At 51.0% G+C, this 15,586-nt stretch carries 15 protein-coding genes; 5 read left to right on the top strand and 10 right to left on the bottom strand.

Annotation, left to right across the window (positions count from 1 at the left end):
• Positions 1–2: 2 nt before the first annotated feature.
• A complete protein-coding gene (locus ACO0LH_RS16005; protein WP_422942114.1) occupies positions 3–1,208 on the bottom strand; it encodes an efflux RND transporter periplasmic adaptor subunit in 1,206 nt (401 codons plus the stop codon).
• Between the two features lie 408 nt (positions 1,209–1,616).
• On the opposite strand from ACO0LH_RS16005, the gene ACO0LH_RS16010 reads away from it, so the two are divergent.
• The 4 genes from ACO0LH_RS16010 to ACO0LH_RS16025 all read left to right on the top strand — a co-directional run bounded on the left by ACO0LH_RS16010 (position 1,617) and on the right by ACO0LH_RS16025 (position 4,771).
• Positions 1,617–2,213 (top strand): dienelactone hydrolase family protein, encoded by a 597-nt coding sequence (locus ACO0LH_RS16010; protein ID WP_422942115.1) that lies wholly within the window; start codon positions 1,617–1,619, stop codon positions 2,211–2,213.
• A gap of 226 nt (positions 2,214–2,439) precedes the next feature.
• Complete coding sequence (locus tag ACO0LH_RS16015; RefSeq protein ID WP_422942116.1) at positions 2,440–3,471, top strand: Glu/Leu/Phe/Val family dehydrogenase; 1,032 nt, start codon at positions 2,440–2,442, stop codon at positions 3,469–3,471.
• A gap of 182 nt (positions 3,472–3,653) precedes the next feature.
• On the top strand, positions 3,654–4,160 hold the full coding sequence (locus ACO0LH_RS16020; protein WP_422942117.1) for a DinB family protein: 507 nt from the start codon (positions 3,654–3,656) through the stop codon (positions 4,158–4,160).
• Positions 4,161–4,246: 86 nt separating this feature from the next.
• Positions 4,247–4,771, top strand: a complete 525-nt coding sequence (locus ACO0LH_RS16025) for a GNAT family N-acetyltransferase (protein ID WP_422942118.1) — start codon at positions 4,247–4,249, stop codon at positions 4,769–4,771.
• Positions 4,772–4,782: 11 nt separating this feature from the next.
• Here the strand turns inward: ACO0LH_RS16025 and ACO0LH_RS16030 are convergent, their stop codons facing one another.
• The 3 genes from ACO0LH_RS16030 to ACO0LH_RS16040 form a co-directional block, all read right to left on the bottom strand.
• Positions 4,783–6,651 (bottom strand): sensor domain-containing diguanylate cyclase, encoded by a 1,869-nt coding sequence (locus tag ACO0LH_RS16030; RefSeq protein ID WP_422942119.1) that lies wholly within the window; start codon positions 6,649–6,651, stop codon positions 4,783–4,785.
• Between the two features lie 213 nt (positions 6,652–6,864).
• Entirely contained in the window at positions 6,865–7,800 is a 936-nt protein-coding gene (locus ACO0LH_RS16035) for a polysaccharide deacetylase family protein (RefSeq protein ID WP_422942120.1), read from the bottom strand.
• Positions 7,797–8,447, bottom strand: a complete 651-nt coding sequence (locus tag ACO0LH_RS16040) for a hypothetical protein (RefSeq protein ID WP_422942121.1) — start codon at positions 8,445–8,447, stop codon at positions 7,797–7,799. The genes ACO0LH_RS16035 and ACO0LH_RS16040 overlap by 4 nt, the downstream gene beginning before the upstream one ends.
• Before the next feature lie 409 nt (positions 8,448–8,856).
• Here ACO0LH_RS16040 and ACO0LH_RS16045 point away from each other — a divergent pair, with 409 nt between their 5' ends.
• Complete coding sequence (locus tag ACO0LH_RS16045; RefSeq protein ID WP_422942122.1) at positions 8,857–9,633, top strand: VOC family protein; 777 nt, start codon at positions 8,857–8,859, stop codon at positions 9,631–9,633.
• Between the two features lie 27 nt (positions 9,634–9,660).
• On the opposite strand, the gene ACO0LH_RS16050 is transcribed toward ACO0LH_RS16045, so the two are convergent.
• From ACO0LH_RS16050 to ACO0LH_RS16075, 6 genes are all read right to left on the bottom strand, one after another.
• Complete coding sequence (locus tag ACO0LH_RS16050; protein ID WP_422942123.1) at positions 9,661–10,368, bottom strand: Asp/Glu/hydantoin racemase; 708 nt, start codon at positions 10,366–10,368, stop codon at positions 9,661–9,663.
• On the bottom strand, positions 10,365–10,844 hold the full coding sequence (locus tag ACO0LH_RS16055; protein WP_422942124.1) for an SRPBCC family protein: 480 nt from the start codon (positions 10,842–10,844) through the stop codon (positions 10,365–10,367). The genes ACO0LH_RS16050 and ACO0LH_RS16055 overlap by 4 nt, the downstream gene beginning before the upstream one ends.
• 92 nt (positions 10,845–10,936) lie before the next feature.
• Positions 10,937–12,349, bottom strand: coding sequence for a dicarboxylate/amino acid:cation symporter (locus ACO0LH_RS16060; protein ID WP_422942125.1), 1,413 nt, complete (start codon positions 12,347–12,349; stop codon positions 10,937–10,939).
• 177 nt (positions 12,350–12,526) lie between these two features.
• Entirely contained in the window at positions 12,527–13,219 is a 693-nt protein-coding gene (locus ACO0LH_RS16065; protein WP_422942126.1) for a substrate-binding periplasmic protein, read from the bottom strand.
• A 278-nt stretch (positions 13,220–13,497) separates the two neighbouring features.
• Positions 13,498–14,223 carry a DUF2007 domain-containing protein gene (locus tag ACO0LH_RS16070; RefSeq protein ID WP_422942127.1) on the bottom strand — a complete coding sequence of 242 codons (726 nt, stop codon included), beginning with the start codon at positions 14,221–14,223 and terminating at the stop codon, positions 13,498–13,500.
• A gap of 108 nt (positions 14,224–14,331) precedes the next feature.
• Entirely contained in the window at positions 14,332–15,519 is a 1,188-nt protein-coding gene (locus tag ACO0LH_RS16075) for an acyltransferase family protein (RefSeq protein ID WP_422942128.1), read from the bottom strand.
• Positions 15,520–15,586 lie beyond the last annotated feature (67 nt).

Raw genomic sequence — 15,586 nt, forward strand, 5'->3', positions numbered from 1 at the left:
GCTTATTTCCCTGCTGGAGTTACATTTGCCGGTGCACCGGTCAGGGCAGCCGGCATATTGGTACCTGCTGACGCAACCATTTGCACTTTTTGCCCATCGACCAATGTTGAAATCGGATTGCGCACCACTTTGTCACCGTCAACCAGACCACTGCGCACTTCGATATCACCACGGCGCGGGTCACGTTCACCCACGAGCAGGCTAACCTTTTTCACGACACCGTCCTTGACACGCCAGGCATAGGCTTTATCGCCATCACGCAACAAGGCAGTATTGGCAATCATCAAGGTTTGGGTAGAACCCGTTTCTATGCGGCCCTCACCATACAGGCCAGATACACGTGGCGGATTGTTGTCAGCAAAAGCCACCAGCACTTCTACCTGTCGCGTAGTGGCATTGGCCGCCATATCTACGCGTTTGACCTTGCCGGCGAAATTCTGGTCACCATAACCATTGACGCGGAAAGTAACAGCCTGACCAATCTTGACGTTATTGACCTTGTCAGCCGATAACAAGCCTTCAAAACGCATGCTGGTCGGGTCAATGACCTTGACCAGCTCCTTGCCGATCTGGGCAGTGTCACCTGCCGACACCTTGCGTTCACTGACGACACCATCAAACGGGGCGCGCACTTCTGTGCGCTGCATCTGCTGGCGTGCCTGCACGGACCTGGCCTTGGCTGCGACCAGATCACTCTGGGCATTATTGCGGCGAATCTCTGCATCTTCCAGTTGCTGGGTCGATGTCATGCCGGACGCGCGCAGGGTTTTCAGGCGCTGGAACTGGCGTTCTGCCTGTTCCAGCGTTTGCGCCGCAGCCCGGGCAGATTCTTCAGCTGAATTAAGACCGTCGCGGATGGACGTGTCATCAAGACGCACCAGCAAGTCACCGCGCTTGACGGTTTCCCCATTTTCTTTCAGTACCTGCAGAACGACGGTCGATAATTCCGAACGCAAATCGGCCTTGCGCTCAGGCTGAATGGAGCCGGTAATCACCGGGCCGGACGACAAGGCACTGTTTTGTATGGTCTGCAAATCTTCCTGCGTCACCAGCAAGGGTGTATTGCTTGGCTTGGCACCGGCTGAACCAGCGCTTGCGGAACCTGTCGCGACCTTCGCCTGGTCTGATTCTTTGCCATCTTTTCCCCCTTTACTGCACGCGCTTAGCGCCAGGCTTAAGGACAAGACAATCAAACTAGGTCGCAACATGGTGGGTCTCCGTAATGGTATTGAATATTATTAATTGGTATTGGCAGCTATTGTTACGCGTTGGCACGTGTTCACACGTGTTTGCATGTGTTGACACCTATTGACACCCAATTGACACTTACCGACAGGTATTCAGTTCAGCCGGGGCAAGCATTCGCGGCCAAAGAATTCAAGGTCTTTTGAGTCTATTTGTAACAAAAGGTTCCAATATGTTACGCAGTATCTACGAGCAGTATCTCAGGTGTCAATCACACTGTCGTGTCTTGATATATTTCGGAAATAAGCGACAATTTACAGTCAACCAGGCAACAGTGATTCTTATTTACTAATGACAGCCTGCATTCTCTTGCATTGCGGAGGTAAGTCCGGTAGTCTGCGCCCTCTCTTGCAATTACCAAGCTGCTCACTGTGTCCGTTTCTGCCTCAGCCCCTGAATTACTGATCGTTACTGATGTATTTGGCAATACACCAGCCATTGCAAACTTCGCACGGCAATTTTCTTTAACCAGCTTGATCGCCTCACCGCTTTCCGACGCGCATAGTCAGTTCGCCACAGAGAAGCTGGCGTATCACGCCTTTATCGCCGGGGGCGGCATTGCTTTTTATAGCAAGCAACTTGCCAGTCTGCTGGAACGCCATCAAACCAGCCTGCGCTATGCGATAGGGTTTAGCGCAGGGGCCAGTGCCTTGTGGATCAATAGTGCAACGCCAGCGATGGCAGGTTTGCAGGCCAGCGTCTTATTCTATGGTTCGCGCATACGCGAACACCGCGACATACAGCCAAACAGCCCTGTACGCCTGATTTTTTCCGAACAGGAAGCAGCTTTTGAACCGGCAGAACTGGTCAGCGATTTACGCCAGCGCGGCCATGCGGCAGAAATCGTCAAGAATACCCGCCATGGTTTCATGAACCCCTATTCCAGCGGTTATTGCCTGAAAACCCAGGAACGCTTCGTCAATGAGCTTGTTACCCAAATGCAAGGGCATACCAGACAAGCCGCTTAACTGATACCGCCAAGGCCGCAAGGATTGAGTTTCCTTGCCCCATCCCCTATACTTCGCAGCGCGTGACACAATCACCGCCCTGCGCTTTTGATTGCACCAACCAGTGATCAAAGGCCATTTTTATTTGTATTGCAATACCAACCACTCTCTTAACTCAATTTTTGCGGAATGACCGCGTCTGCCAGATCGGGCAGATCGACCGGTTAAGCCGCGCGGAGCCATAAGCATGACCGCCTTTGTATTTAATGAAATCAATTTCGACAATCACGAACAAGTCGTGTTTGCCTCTGAAGCCAAATCCGGCTTGAAAGCCATAATTGCTGTCCACAATACCAATCTTGGCCCGGCCATGGGTGGCTGCCGTATGTGGAACTATGCAGATGAAGCCGAAGCCGTACGTGATGTATTGCGCCTGTCACGTGGCATGACTTATAAAAACGCTGTTGCCGGCCTACCTATCGGTGGTGGCAAGAGCGTCATCATCGCCAACCCGAAAACAGATAAATCACCTGCCCTGTTTGAAGCACTCGGCGAAGCCCTGGAACGTCTGGGTGGCCGCTATGTGACAGCAGAAGACGTGGGCACCAGCCCGGCAGATATGGCGCATGTCGCCAGCAAGACTAAATACGTCGCAGGTCTGGGTGACCGCGGTGACCCGTCCCCTTATACGGCGCTGGGTTGTTTTGTCGGTGCCCAGGCAGCCGTCAAACATCATTTCAAGCGCGACAGCTTTGACGGCCTGACCGTGGCCCTGCAAGGTCTGGGTCATGTAGGCTATGACTATGCCCGCCAGTTGAAAGAAGCTGGTGCCAGACTGATCGTGACTGATATCGATCAGGCAGCATTGAAACGTGCACAGGAAGAACTGGGCGCAGAAATCGTCGGCATTGATGCCATCTATGATGTAGCAGCCGATATCTACGCCCCGTGCGCACTGGGTGCGACCTTAAACCCTGATACATTGTCACGTCTGAAAGCCAAAATCGTTGCCGGTGGTGCCAACAACCAGCTGGCTACACCAGAGATGGGCGAAGTCTGCCGCCAAAAAGGTATCCTGTATGCACCTGACTTTGTCATCAATGCCGGTGGCATCATCAAGGTGTGTTATGAATACCTGAACACCCCGGAAGACGGCATGGTTGCCCATGTACGCCGTATCGGTGACACGCTGGCAGAAGTATTTGCCCGTGCCGATGCAGAAGGCTTGCCGACCAGTGTCATCGCTGATCGTGTCGCTGAAGCCAGGTTCAAAAAATAAAACGACGCAAGCTCATGCTTGCTGATACTGGGCTTACAAGCCGCCAGAGCATTTCGTTCTGGCGGCTTTTTATTTTGGACTTTGTATCTCCCTGAATTGCAAATATCTGTATCTATTTCCTGCATCGTAAAACACTTATCCTGTTTCCAGGCAAAGCTATTTACCCACACAGGAGAATATGAATGACGATGTTATCGAATATACGTATGCTGACCCACTATAAAGCCTGGGCAGATGACAAGATGTTTTCCATGCTGAATGCCTTGCCTGAAGAAGAAGTATTGCGCCCCAGGGCAACGCGCTTTGGCAATATGTTGCACACCCTGAACCATGTCTATGTGATTGATGATGTCTTTCGCGCCCATTTGCTGGGTCAGCAACATGCCTATCAGGAGCGTAATACTGACACCACTCCAGCATTGAGTGATCTGTGGAACGCCTCCAGACAGATGAACCAGTGGTACCGGGATTTCACGAAAGATCTGACTGACGATGATCTGGAACGCGTCATCCATTTCAATTTCATCGGTGGTGGCGAGGGTGTCATGAGCTGCCAGGAAATGCTGCTGCATGTCGTCAACCATGCCACCTACCATCGCGGTTTTGTCGGCGACATGATGTACCAGGCCAAGGTGATGCCGCAATCTACTGACATGACTGTGTTCGTCAGAGATGTGCTGCGGGCATGAGCAATGTACACAAGCTCACGGTATCTTGAATCAGTTGGACTTCGGGCTTACACTCGTATGTCCAGCCACCAACATCTTGCCTGATCATGACCATACTCACCACTGCACGCCTGCGTCTGGAGCCCATGACCGACAGCCACTTTGAAGGTCTGGCACGCATGAACAGCCAGGCTGAAGTCATGCAATACATCACGGGCAAACCAGACACCCCGGAAGAAACCCTGGCAATGATAGAACGTGTCAAGGCACGCTGGATAGAATTTGGATTTTCCTGGTGGAGCTTCATCGAACAGGACAGCAACGAAATCATTGGTGCCGGTTGCATACAGTATCTGGGGCGCGACCCAGCCAATCCCTTGGAAATCGGCTGGCGCCTGCGCAAGGACAAATGGAACCTGGGTTATGCGTCAGAAGCGGCAAGAACCATGGCGGCGTTTGCCTTCGATACCATCAAGGGTGAATCACTATTCGCGGTCTGCCACCGCGAAAACCTGGCCTCGGCGCATGTCATGAAAAAACTGGGCATGCAATACCGTGGCATAGAACGCTGGTATGACATGGATACCGCTGTCTATGTGATGCGTCGCGAAGACTGGCTGGCCCAACGCTGAGCCAGATATCTTTACTCAACCGCAACAATGATACGGTTACGTCCAGCTTCCTTGGCGCGATAGAGCGCGGTGTCGCTGCGCAACAGTGATGCATGCGCATCTTTATCGCTGGCCAGCATGGTGGCGATACCTATGCTGACAGTGAATCGGATGATTTGCGCATTAGCATTGACTGGCGTTTCGCGCATTTGTTTTTGTACGCGTTCTGCGAAAACAGTAGCATCTGCGACCGTCGCCCCTGTCAGCACGACCGCGAACTCTTCCCCACCGACCCGGCCGGCATAATCACTTTTACGCAATTCATCTTGCAGGATGTTGGCAAAATGCCTGAGCACCTGGTCACCCACAGCGTGACCATAGTTATCGTTGATCAACTTGAAATTATCCAGATCGCACATGAGTACAGCAGAAGGTCTGCTGATGCCGCGCTGTATGCGCGCCAGTTCTTCCGCCATGCGTTCCATGAAACAACGGCGGTTCGGTATTTGGGTCAGAAAATCGATAGTCGCCAGAGCTTGTAATTCCAGCTCTATCCGCTTGTGCTCGCTGATGTCAGTAATAAATCCATGCCACAGAGTTTCACCATCGGGCAGACGCCGAGGGCGGGCATCCATCTGCCACCAGCACAGGCCTTGCACAGGTAAATTGACGCGATATTCGAGATGCAGGCGTTCCAGCTTCGCTGCTGAATTAAGTATCGCCGCACGGTATTTGGCAAAGTCATCTGCATGGATCAGCTCGTGAACCAGGGCCACGCCGTCAGCCATTTGGGCTGGTGTCAATTCATAAATATCGCGTATGCCTTCGCTAACATAAGAGAAGTGTTCTTCACCATCCGCCCGCATGCGATATTGATAGGCAAGACCAGGCACTTCATTGGTCAGACAGGTGACCAGTTCAGCGCTTTCTTGTAAACGCTCAGACAGCAGGTGCATGGCAGTCACATCGGTAGTGGTGCCTATCATGCGCAGTGGCCGGCCATCTTTGGCGCGGCTGACGACCTTGCCACGACTGCATATCCACTTATAGCTGCCATCCTTGCAACGCACGCGATGTTCAACTGTATAACTGTCAGTCTTGCCTTCAAAATGCGCCTTCATGGTCGCCTGAACAAAGGGCAGATCATCAGGATGCAGACGAGTGTAGCTATCTTCTATACGATTTGAAATTTCTGCGTCGGCATATCCCAGTATCGCTTTCCAGCCGGGGGAATAATGGATTTCCCCGGTCTCTACATTCCTGTCCCAGATACCGGTTGCACTGCCTTCTATGGCCAATGACATGCGCATCATGCTGGCCTGGCTTTTGCGCATTTCATCCTGAACCGACTGTATCTTGTGCTGATCACGCTGGTGTTCCAGCAGACTGGCAATAAGCCTGGCAAGTTCATCCAGCAGATTTGCCGGGATGGCACTGAACTGTGTGTCTTTTTTGACAAAGAAAACGAGGCAACCAAGCAGCAGTTGATCTGCATTCATGATGGGCAAGCCAATGCAGGGAGATAAGGCATGCCTTTGTGATGCAAGCTGCAAACGTTGCCAAAAAATACTGGTTTCCAGCTTCACATCTGGAAAGGCAGGCATATTCCTGGAAGTGGATGGCTGATTGAACATATCAGAAACACACTGACTGTCAACCAATGCTGTCAAACAATCAAGAGAAAGCCTGGAGACCACCCGCATTTCAGGTGAGTCGTTTTCGCCATGTGCAAAAAAAATCGCCGACGACATGACGGGATATTGCTCATCAAGGCTGGCGACCATACGCTGCAAGATATCATCAGCAGCAGACTTGCCTGCAATGCTGGCCAGCAGCATACGATACATGCTCAGCAAATACGGACTATTTCCATCCAGGTGCTGCGAAGTACTCAAACTCATGGTCGAAACACATCCTTTGCCAGATTTTTCTAGGGCTATAAGCAACAAGAAGCGCCGTGCCCACAATGCGCTACGGCATGCCGGATGACAATTTCCAATCAGCCTGATTTATCATATACCAAAGTGGAAGCCGGTATAGCGTTGCGTCATTTCTGCTGTCGCAAAACTCACACTTTTGTCTTACGGGCTAGCTTGCCTGCAAGCTGAGGGCGCTTACAAGCCTTGCCGTTTCAGGGCTTCCATTTCAAAATCCCCATCATCGACCAGGCGCTCCCAACCGGCAAATTTAGCCATGCCAAGGGTACGCGCCATCGACAAGAGCAGGCTTTGACCAGCGGCCGCACGCTCTGGTATCAACTGATACACGGAGTCAGCAAGGGCAGTTGCCGGATCAGTGATTTTCCAGCCCATGTCTTTAAACTGCGCAATGACATCATCCAGCCACAGGGCATTGATCAGATTGTGATGGATCAGCATGACCTGGGTAATATCACGTCCCTGTAATTGCCGGGACAAATCACGGTAAGCGACAGCACGCTGGCGGATGTGGGACAAATAAGCCTGTTTGATCGCACTGATGTCGGCCTGCGGGTTTTTCTTCAGCACTTCCAGCAACTTTTCATTCAAACGCCAGTCACTGGTGTCCAGGCTGACATAGGCATTGCGGTACCCCTGCTGTTTTAAAAACTCACGAACGCCGTCACGTTTTTCAGGTGTATTGCCTTCCCGCAGATAGGTATAGCGATACCATTTTTGATAGCCGGGTAAAGTACGGATGATCTGGTCACAGTCAAGGATTTCTTGCTGATACTGCGCCAGACTGACCTTGGCATTGTGCAGATCGGGGTGAGTCATGGTGTGGTTGCCAATCGCATGCCCGGCATCGCCCCAGGCTTTGGCAAGGGCATAGCCAAGCGGTTGATTTGCACCATAGCTTGCTGTCACAAACAGGGCGGCCTTGACCCGGTGTTTTGCCAGCGCATCCAGAATGGCCTGGTTGCGCTGTTGCGGGCTCAGTAAGGGTGTTTCTTCCACATTGGGGCCATCATCCATCGTAATGGCAACTGATTGCGCCATCACATCGCTGATGGAAAAGGCCAGCATAAGCAGCGAGGCGAGAAAATACTTTTTTGTCTTCTGGATTTTCATTTCTTGGCTGCCTCTTCTTTTTTAGCAGGGGTCACGCTGCTTTTGGTGTCAGGCACGGTAGATGCATTTTCCATGAATTGCTTTCCATCCCAACTGTAATATTTGTTTTCACTGGTATTGAGCTGAAATTTGGCTATCAGCATCTTCTTGCTATTGGCGGCATCATCCTTCCATTCAAATGCCCCCGCTTCAAGCGATTGCAGCAACTTGAACTGACCATCGACGATACCAAAGGTATCAAGCTGCTCAACTGCCGCACCTTGCTGGCGCACCAGTATCAGCAAGGGGTTTCCCTGGAAAGTAAATTCCTTGTGAAGTGAAAGACGGGGATTGTATGCACCATCAAACTGCGCACGCACTACTTGCTGCCACAGTTGCTTGTCTTTCTTCATGGCAGTCAGTATCGTCGTCGCATCATTGCTATTCGCACTGGCGCCAGGTGCCGGGCGATTACGGATGGAATAGGTAGCCGCCTTCCAAGTTTCGCTGATATCAACAATCTGGTAATTTTCCATATCACCGTTGGACTTGGCAGACGACTGGTCAGCGGGTGTTTTTTGCTGACAGGCGACCAGCAGGCAGACTGGCAAGACAAGCAGTGCGAGAAAACGCTTGTTTTTCTGAAGACAGGAGAGAGATTTATTCATGATACATTTTTCAATAAGAGAGCGAGACAAGTGCAAATTTCGACCATATACAGTACCCGGGTTTACACAATTTTATTCTTCTGAGAGAGGAAAAGCAGAATCAGGTAAATATGGCGCGGACTAACATAGCATTAAGCCTCAGGAATTGCGCGAGAGCAAGCTCACACAAATTGTAAGCAGGCGTAAACAAAAAAAGCAAACAAAAGCAAACACAAGCAAGTGGTTATTGCCTGACCGGATGATGTTCAGCATTTCAAAAATCAAATGCCGTCCGGCTTAGACAGGCTGCGGACACAAGCATATAATCAGGCAACCCGGATGCAGCAGCGGGCCTTGTACTTCTGCCGGCATGAACGATAAAAATAGTGCGGCACCTAATCCACATCGTCTAGATTGAAGGAGATATTGTATGAGTACTGTAACTTCACACCAGCCTGGCGCATTTTGCTGGGTAGAGCTTGCTACCAGCGATCAACAAGCAGCAAAAGCGTTTTATAGCAGTTTGTTCGGCTGGAACATCAATGACAAGGACATGGGGCCAAATGGGGTGTATACCATCTTTGAGCTTAACGGCAATGATGCTGCGGCTGCCTATACCCTGGACCCAGAACGGCAGCAAGGCGTACCACCGCACTGGTCACTCTATATCGCCACGTCCGATGCAGAAGCATCTGCCAGACGTTGCGCAGAACTTGGGGGCGAGATACTGGTGCCTGCCTTCGATGTCTATGACCTGGGCCGCATGGCGGTATTGAAAGATCCGACCGGCGCCATCTACAATGTCTGGCAACCAGGCAAGAACACCGGCATTGGCATACAAAACGAAGCGAATGCTTTTTGCTGGGGGCAGCTTAACACCAGCGATACCACGAAAGCAGAAGGGTTTTACAAAGCCATGTTCAACTGGGGTGCCAATACCGGCACTGGCGGCGGCATGACTTATACCGAGTGGCAACAAGACGGCATCCCCATTGGTGGCATGATGAGCTTGCCGGAAAGCGCGTTGGCACCATCGCACTGGCTCACTTATTTCAGCGTGGCAGATTGTGATGCGGCAGTTGCCAAAGCCACCACCCTGGATGCGCAAATTTATGTACCACCATCAGATATTCCGGGCACTGGTCGTTTTGCGGTGCTGGCGGATCCCCAAGGGGCCGCATTCGCGCTGTACCAGCAAAATAATTAAGCTGTCGTCAACCAGCCCCGACTTGCATCAGGCATCCCGTTTTCTGATGTATGCCAGCGCATGCGCCACACCAAGCCGTGGGCTGGCAAGAATTTCTTTTCCCAGACCGCGGTTATTCAAATCATCTGCCACTGCTGCCATGGAAGCCTGGGCAAGCACCACGACGTCAATCTCTGCCGCATTCGTCGAGATAGCTTTCGTAATAGCATCTGTGATCAGTTGCAAATAGGCGTCACGCTCACCATTCTGGAAATGCGCCCATGCCCCCTCGACCAGCAAATGACTGATCTGCACAGCTTGCGCCTGGGCGGCAGCAGATTCGTTAATCAGCAAGCTACTTGGTTCCAGCGTGCTTGCCAGCGCGGCAACCAGCAATATGCGTGGGCCTAGCTGTACCGCGCGGTCTGCCATGGCGCGGTCTATTCTGGCAACATTGAATTTGCCATACGACGGTGTACGCTCTGCAGCACCACCTATGGTTGAACAGGTACAAATCACGATTGATGCGCCAGAAGTTGCCGCATGTTGCATGGACGCGTGCACACGCGCCACGATGCCAGGGTCATCAGCACCTATACGCTGGGCATCCGTCAGCAATGCCTCATCCACCACATGATGTACATGGAGCCCGGGTGCAAGCTCTTGTATTAACTGCCCGAAGGTAGGTATATGCACCGCCGAAGTGTGGAGGAAAGCGAGATCATGATGCACGGCAGTGCCGCTGACCGCGCTCAATTCAAACTCTTCATGTGGGAAACCAGTTGGTCAAGTGCGATCCCCCAGCCCTGATGAAAGCCCATTTCTACATGCTTGTTTTTGTCTTCTTCATTTTTGTGCAGGACAACTGCCTTGTATCTGGTACCCGCATCAGAGGCTTCCAATGTAATGATGGCCGTCATGAACGAATGACCGCTGGGGCGAAAGCCCGGCCCCAGGGCATCAGTGAATACCAGTTTCTGACCGGGGATGACTTCGAGATAGCAACCCACATTATCGTGATCAAACCCTTCAGGTGAACGCATCACTGTACGAAAGATACCACCGGCTTTCAGTTCAATTTCACAATCTACGGTTTTCCAGGGCGCGGGCGTAAACCATTCGAGCAAATGCGCAGGTGTAGTCCAGGCGGCCCATACCAGCGATGGCGGGATATCCACTATTCTTTCCAGTACCAGATCGAATTTGCTTTCTTCCATAATCACTTCAGACATCTTGTTTTTCCTTCAAATTATTCAGATATGAATCATTTGATATAGCGGCTTTTCCAATATTATCTTCTACTGGATCAGCTTGAATAGATTGATCAAAGAACTCTTGCAGATACTGATTGCGTCTCATCCGAAGGCTCCGCAGCCAGTGCCTCAGCAGTGCGCTCGGCATTATAAAGTTCAAGGTTCAGTATGCCCAGACGTTTGGCTACAATAGTAGGCACCAGGGCCTGGCCGGCAACGTTGATGGCGGTGCGCCCCATGTCGATGATGGGCTCCACTGCCATCAGCAAACCAACACCTTCGAGGGGCAGACCAACGGTAGACAAGGTCAATGTCAACATCACTGTTGCGCCAGTCGTACCCGCCGTAGCAGTAGAACCAAGCACAGATACCAGGGCAATCAGGGCCAATTGCGTGACATCAAGATGCAGGCCATAAAATTGCGCAATAAAAATAGCAGAGATGGCCGGATAAATCGAGGCGCAGCCATCCATCTTGGTAGTCGCCCCCAGTGGCACGGCAAAGGCTGCGTATTCGCGCGGCACACCGAGATAACGCTCGGTGACACGTTCAGTCAGCGGCATGGTGCCCATGGATGAACGCGAAACAAATCCAAGTTGCACTGCCGGCCAGACGCCTGTGAAATACTGACGCACGGACAAACCATGCAGGCGTACCAGCAAGGGATATACGACAAACAGCACCAGCACCAGACCGACATAGACCGAAGCGCTGAAACGGGCGAGCGAACCCAGGGCATCCCAGCCATAACTGGCAACGGCATCACCAAGCAAAGCCAGTGTACCTATCGGCGCCAGGCGAATAATCCACCACAATATTTTTTGCACCACGCCGCCGACAGCGTCGACCAGCTTGAGCAAGGGTTCTGCGCGATCACCAAGCTTGATTGCTGCAATGCCCACAGCGATGGAAATAACCAGCAACTGCAAGACGTTGAAACCCAGCTGCGTACTCGCGACGGCCTTGTCACCCACTAATTTGACAGAGCTGCTGGCTGTCATCCCCAGAATATTGCCTGGCAGGAGCTGATTTAAAAAAGCCCACCACGAACCTGTCCGCGATGGTGCACCTGCCTTGGCCGCATCCACTACCGCACCAGCACCGGGGTTAGCCAGCAAACCAATCGCCAGACCGATGGCAACTGCAATCAAGGCCGTAATGGCAAACCAGATCAGGGTTTGTGTGGCCAATTGTGCCGCATTTTGCAGACGACGCAAATTGGCGATACTGCTGACCACCGCCGTCAGGATCAAGGGCGGAATCATCAGCTTCAACAAGCCAACGTAGGCATTGCCCACTACGCCCAGAGCGACCTGTAGCCAATTCGCTTCTGACCCTTGCGTTCCCATATTGCGTGCCACCAGACCAACCAGTATCCCGGCAACCAGGCCGACAACAATTTGCGGCCCGAAAGATTTCCACCAGCGCGCACTGTACCCACTGGGCGATGCGGATGCACCGGTCTTGTTATTTGAAGATTGCATATCCTTATTCCCTGCCCTTCCTGGCGTCACTATTGATGGCATATCATGCACTAAAGACATTCTCATTAGAACTTATTTCTCAATAGAAGTTCATGCGTTCAGCGCATAAGCTAAGGATAAAACTCTGAACCGGCCGGGCCCGCAGCGAGTTTTCTGATCTGGACGCTTTAACGTACCTCACTGCATGAGTTTTTCTTCTGGGCGCAGGTGTTTTATTGCGTCATCAAATGGCAGCAGCAAATGTTTGTGCTGAGGGGAGAGAAACAAATAGACTGGCTTGGAAAACAGGTCCTGTAACAGGTAACTGTCACTGGAGATATGACTGTTGCCTAAAATTTTTATAGCCAATGCTTTTGTCATAATGCATGCGTCACCATGCTTGCGTAGGACCATGTAGGCACAGTCATATTCTGAATTGACAGGGATCAGGTTTTCCAGTTCCTTGTGCGCAGCAATTACTGCATTTCCGCGCACATAAAATACTTTCTGCTTCGCCAGGTCAGCCAGGTTTTTTATCGCCAGGTTTTTGTCATGGGTGAGCGCACTGAAGCTCAATTGACCCAGTGCGGTAGGTACACGAATCGCAGTAGGAACCATGTGATGAAATTCTTCAAAGCGTGGCAGCTCGCCAGCATTTTCACCGTCCTGCAACATCTTGATGGCCCGTCCTGAAGGATAAGCGGTCAAGGTGCAGGTCAAGCCGATCTGCCGGCATAATTTATCCAGCAACTTCTGGCTGGCAGCGAAAGAATCACTATCGTCAACCAGGGAAGAAGAAAAATGCGGGCTGCCCTGCTGGCGCTGCGACTCGCGACCATACGCTGACAGGCAAACCATCAAACAGGAAACAAGCAAAAAGAAAGCACGCACAGCCTTTGCCTTTCAAATCAGAAAACCTTGCTTGCAAACGCTCAGAGGTATGGCGACATGCAGCAAAAAGCTGGTTTCAGCACTGATTAAGTATTCAGCAAGTGTGGCAGAGTAACAAGTGAGATTTGTTACGAATGTTTAGATTGTTGCGAAGTGGTTTAAAAGGCTTAAACATCAGACAATAAAAACCATAGGGCATATTTATATTGCATGTTAAATATTTAATATTTTCACTTATCCGCATAGATACGAAAAGAAAAATCAAACAAGCAATATCATCAAATGTCAGAGAACCATTCTCCGATATAACCAGGCAGCATCAGGCCTACGGCAGCCAGCAAGACAAACTTCATCAGACCTTTCTTGTGGTATCCGGTGCCACAATAGTCTGCGATAAATTTGCTTTGATGATGACCAGCAAAAAAATACCAGAGCAAGGTATAGGCTGAAGCAATCAGGCTGGCATGAAACATGGTCACCCAGCTCCAGCCCCTGAAAGCAGCCATGTATAAGGCAATAGCCGTGACCACAACACTGGTGACCAGGGAAATAGTCGCGGTGCGCATCAGTTTTTGATTCTGTAAGGCACGGCTGTTCAGGAAGTGAATGATCGCGGCAAATACCGGCGTCAGGAAAATGGCAAAAAATGCTGCTGCATCAGGATTCCATAAAGGGATATTGGTCACCTTGGGTTTTACCAGAGGTCGCTCATCATCCGATTCAAGTTCAAAAGCGCCGCGCTCAAAATCGCGCAAGACTTCTTTTGCTTCATCCAGCCGGGAAGTGGGTACCATCACGCGCACACCGCCGACGGCAATCGATAGCAGTGAATCTGCCTGCACCAGGTTGCCATCGGCAATACAGGCAGGTATGCCCGCAGCGCGCAGGCAGTCTTTCAATATGCCAGCTTCGGTGGGCATGCTGAGTCGCGCTATGGTCGTCATATCACCGTCTGGTACCAGATGATCGTCTGGCGCGTAAGCTTCCGTTTCCTGATTTTGCATGGTTGAATGAAGAAAATTGAGATGAAGAGTGAATTGCAAAAGTGGCTTGCAAGAATAATACTTGATCGCCACTCTTCTCAACAAATTTTCTACACAGCTTATGCGTTTTTATGAATTCGCCGCTAGACTTTGTTCCGGCAGATTGTCGCTGCTCTTGCTACCGTTCAGAAAACGACCTATGAAGCTGTGTCGCACCAATAGCTGATAACTGAGCAAGCAAACCACCGTAGTCAGGGCGATATTGCAAGCCAGCCTGGTAGGCGCACCAAACGGGCTGTGATACAGCAAAATTGCGCTCACAATGGTGAGTGGCAAATGCACTATATAGACCCAGTAAGAACTGTCCGCAATATAGGCCAGCCCCCTGTTTTGTGCAGGCAGGTATTTCAGGAAGAGTCCGATTAATGCAAAACTCCAGAGCCAGCTCACACAGTTATATAAAAAAGCCATGGCCATTTTCAAAGAGAACAATGTCGCCTGCGCGGTTTCAAAATTCTTTGAAATTCCCAAAAAAATCACCAGTATCAGCAAACCCGCAATCAGATTGGCCCAACGGCGCTGTATATAGATTTCCAGTAAATCAGTCTGAAACTGGTACAGGAAAATACCGGACATGAAGTACATGCCGCTATGGATGAATTCTGCAATATCAGGGATAAAAGAACCGCTAGGCGTCACTATGCCACCACGATAAAATGCCCCTGTCAAAGCCAATGGCAAGGCAAGCACGGCGCAAGCCCACCATTTTACGGCGAGAGATTTCCACATCGCCATGAAGCTATTTTTGAAGGAGGCAGGTAAATAGATTGTCAAGTAGGTTATCAAGGCCAATAGCAGGCAAAACAGGAACAGGTAATAGATAAACCATAAATGTAAAAGCGGGATGGCCGGCCTGCCAGGCACCTGTGGGATCAGGGCAAAATCGATACCCACTGTGTCGTATGCCCGCAAGTGCGCATAGATGGCAATCAACACCACCATACTGGCAAACAGCAAGGGCCAGAACACCAGAAAAGGCCAGACCAGCCGCCTTATCCTTTGCTGCAACATCGCCTGCGTGCCGCGCCGGGCCAACAGCATGGAGACAAAAAAACCGGCAAGCATAAAAAATACCGGCATGCGAAAAGCATGGATGAAAACAATCAGCAAATCTGCCAACAGACTGGTCTGACTGTCACGCCAGGGTGTAGGTGCAGGGCCAGTCATATAACAGACCGATGCATGCACGACGATACCCAGCCACATCATGATACCGCGCAGATTATCGAGGGAATGCAGGCGCTGTGGCTTGTTCATGATGACTTTCAGTTGACAGGTTTTACTGCGACAGATTTTGGCTGCACAATCTGACGGTGAATTTCGA

This window comes from Undibacterium sp. TJN19, from assembly GCF_049339485.1.
Taxonomy (GTDB): Bacteria; Pseudomonadota; Gammaproteobacteria; order Burkholderiales; family Burkholderiaceae_D; genus Undibacterium.

Bases quoted from the DNA above. Each gene is read 5' to 3' on its own strand.
- ACO0LH_RS16005 (WP_422942114.1), bottom strand. From the start codon at position 1,208: ATGTTGCGACCTAGTTTGATTGTCTTGTCCTTAAGCCTGGCGCTAAGC.
- ACO0LH_RS16015 (WP_422942116.1), top strand. From the start codon at position 2,440: ATGACCGCCTTTGTATTTAATGAAATCAATTTCGACAATCACGAACAA.
- ACO0LH_RS16020 (WP_422942117.1), top strand. From the start codon at position 3,654: ATGACGATGTTATCGAATATACGTATGCTGACCCACTATAAAGCCTGG.
- ACO0LH_RS16025 (WP_422942118.1), top strand. From the start codon at position 4,247: ATGACCATACTCACCACTGCACGCCTGCGTCTGGAGCCCATGACCGAC.
- ACO0LH_RS16030 (WP_422942119.1), bottom strand. From the start codon at position 6,651: ATGAGTTTGAGTACTTCGCAGCACCTGGATGGAAATAGTCCGTATTTG.
- ACO0LH_RS16035 (WP_422942120.1), bottom strand. From the start codon at position 7,800: ATGAAAATCCAGAAGACAAAAAAGTATTTTCTCGCCTCGCTGCTTATG.
- ACO0LH_RS16040 (WP_422942121.1), bottom strand. From the start codon at position 8,447: ATGAATAAATCTCTCTCCTGTCTTCAGAAAAACAAGCGTTTTCTCGCA.
- ACO0LH_RS16045 (WP_422942122.1), top strand. From the start codon at position 8,857: ATGAGTACTGTAACTTCACACCAGCCTGGCGCATTTTGCTGGGTAGAG.
- ACO0LH_RS16055 (WP_422942124.1), bottom strand. From the start codon at position 10,844: ATGTCTGAAGTGATTATGGAAGAAAGCAAATTCGATCTGGTACTGGAA.
- ACO0LH_RS16060 (WP_422942125.1), bottom strand. From the start codon at position 12,349: ATGCAATCTTCAAATAACAAGACCGGTGCATCCGCATCGCCCAGTGGG.
- ACO0LH_RS16070 (WP_422942127.1), bottom strand. From the start codon at position 14,223: ATGCAAAATCAGGAAACGGAAGCTTACGCGCCAGACGATCATCTGGTA.
- ACO0LH_RS16075 (WP_422942128.1), bottom strand. From the start codon at position 15,519: ATGAACAAGCCACAGCGCCTGCATTCCCTCGATAATCTGCGCGGTATC.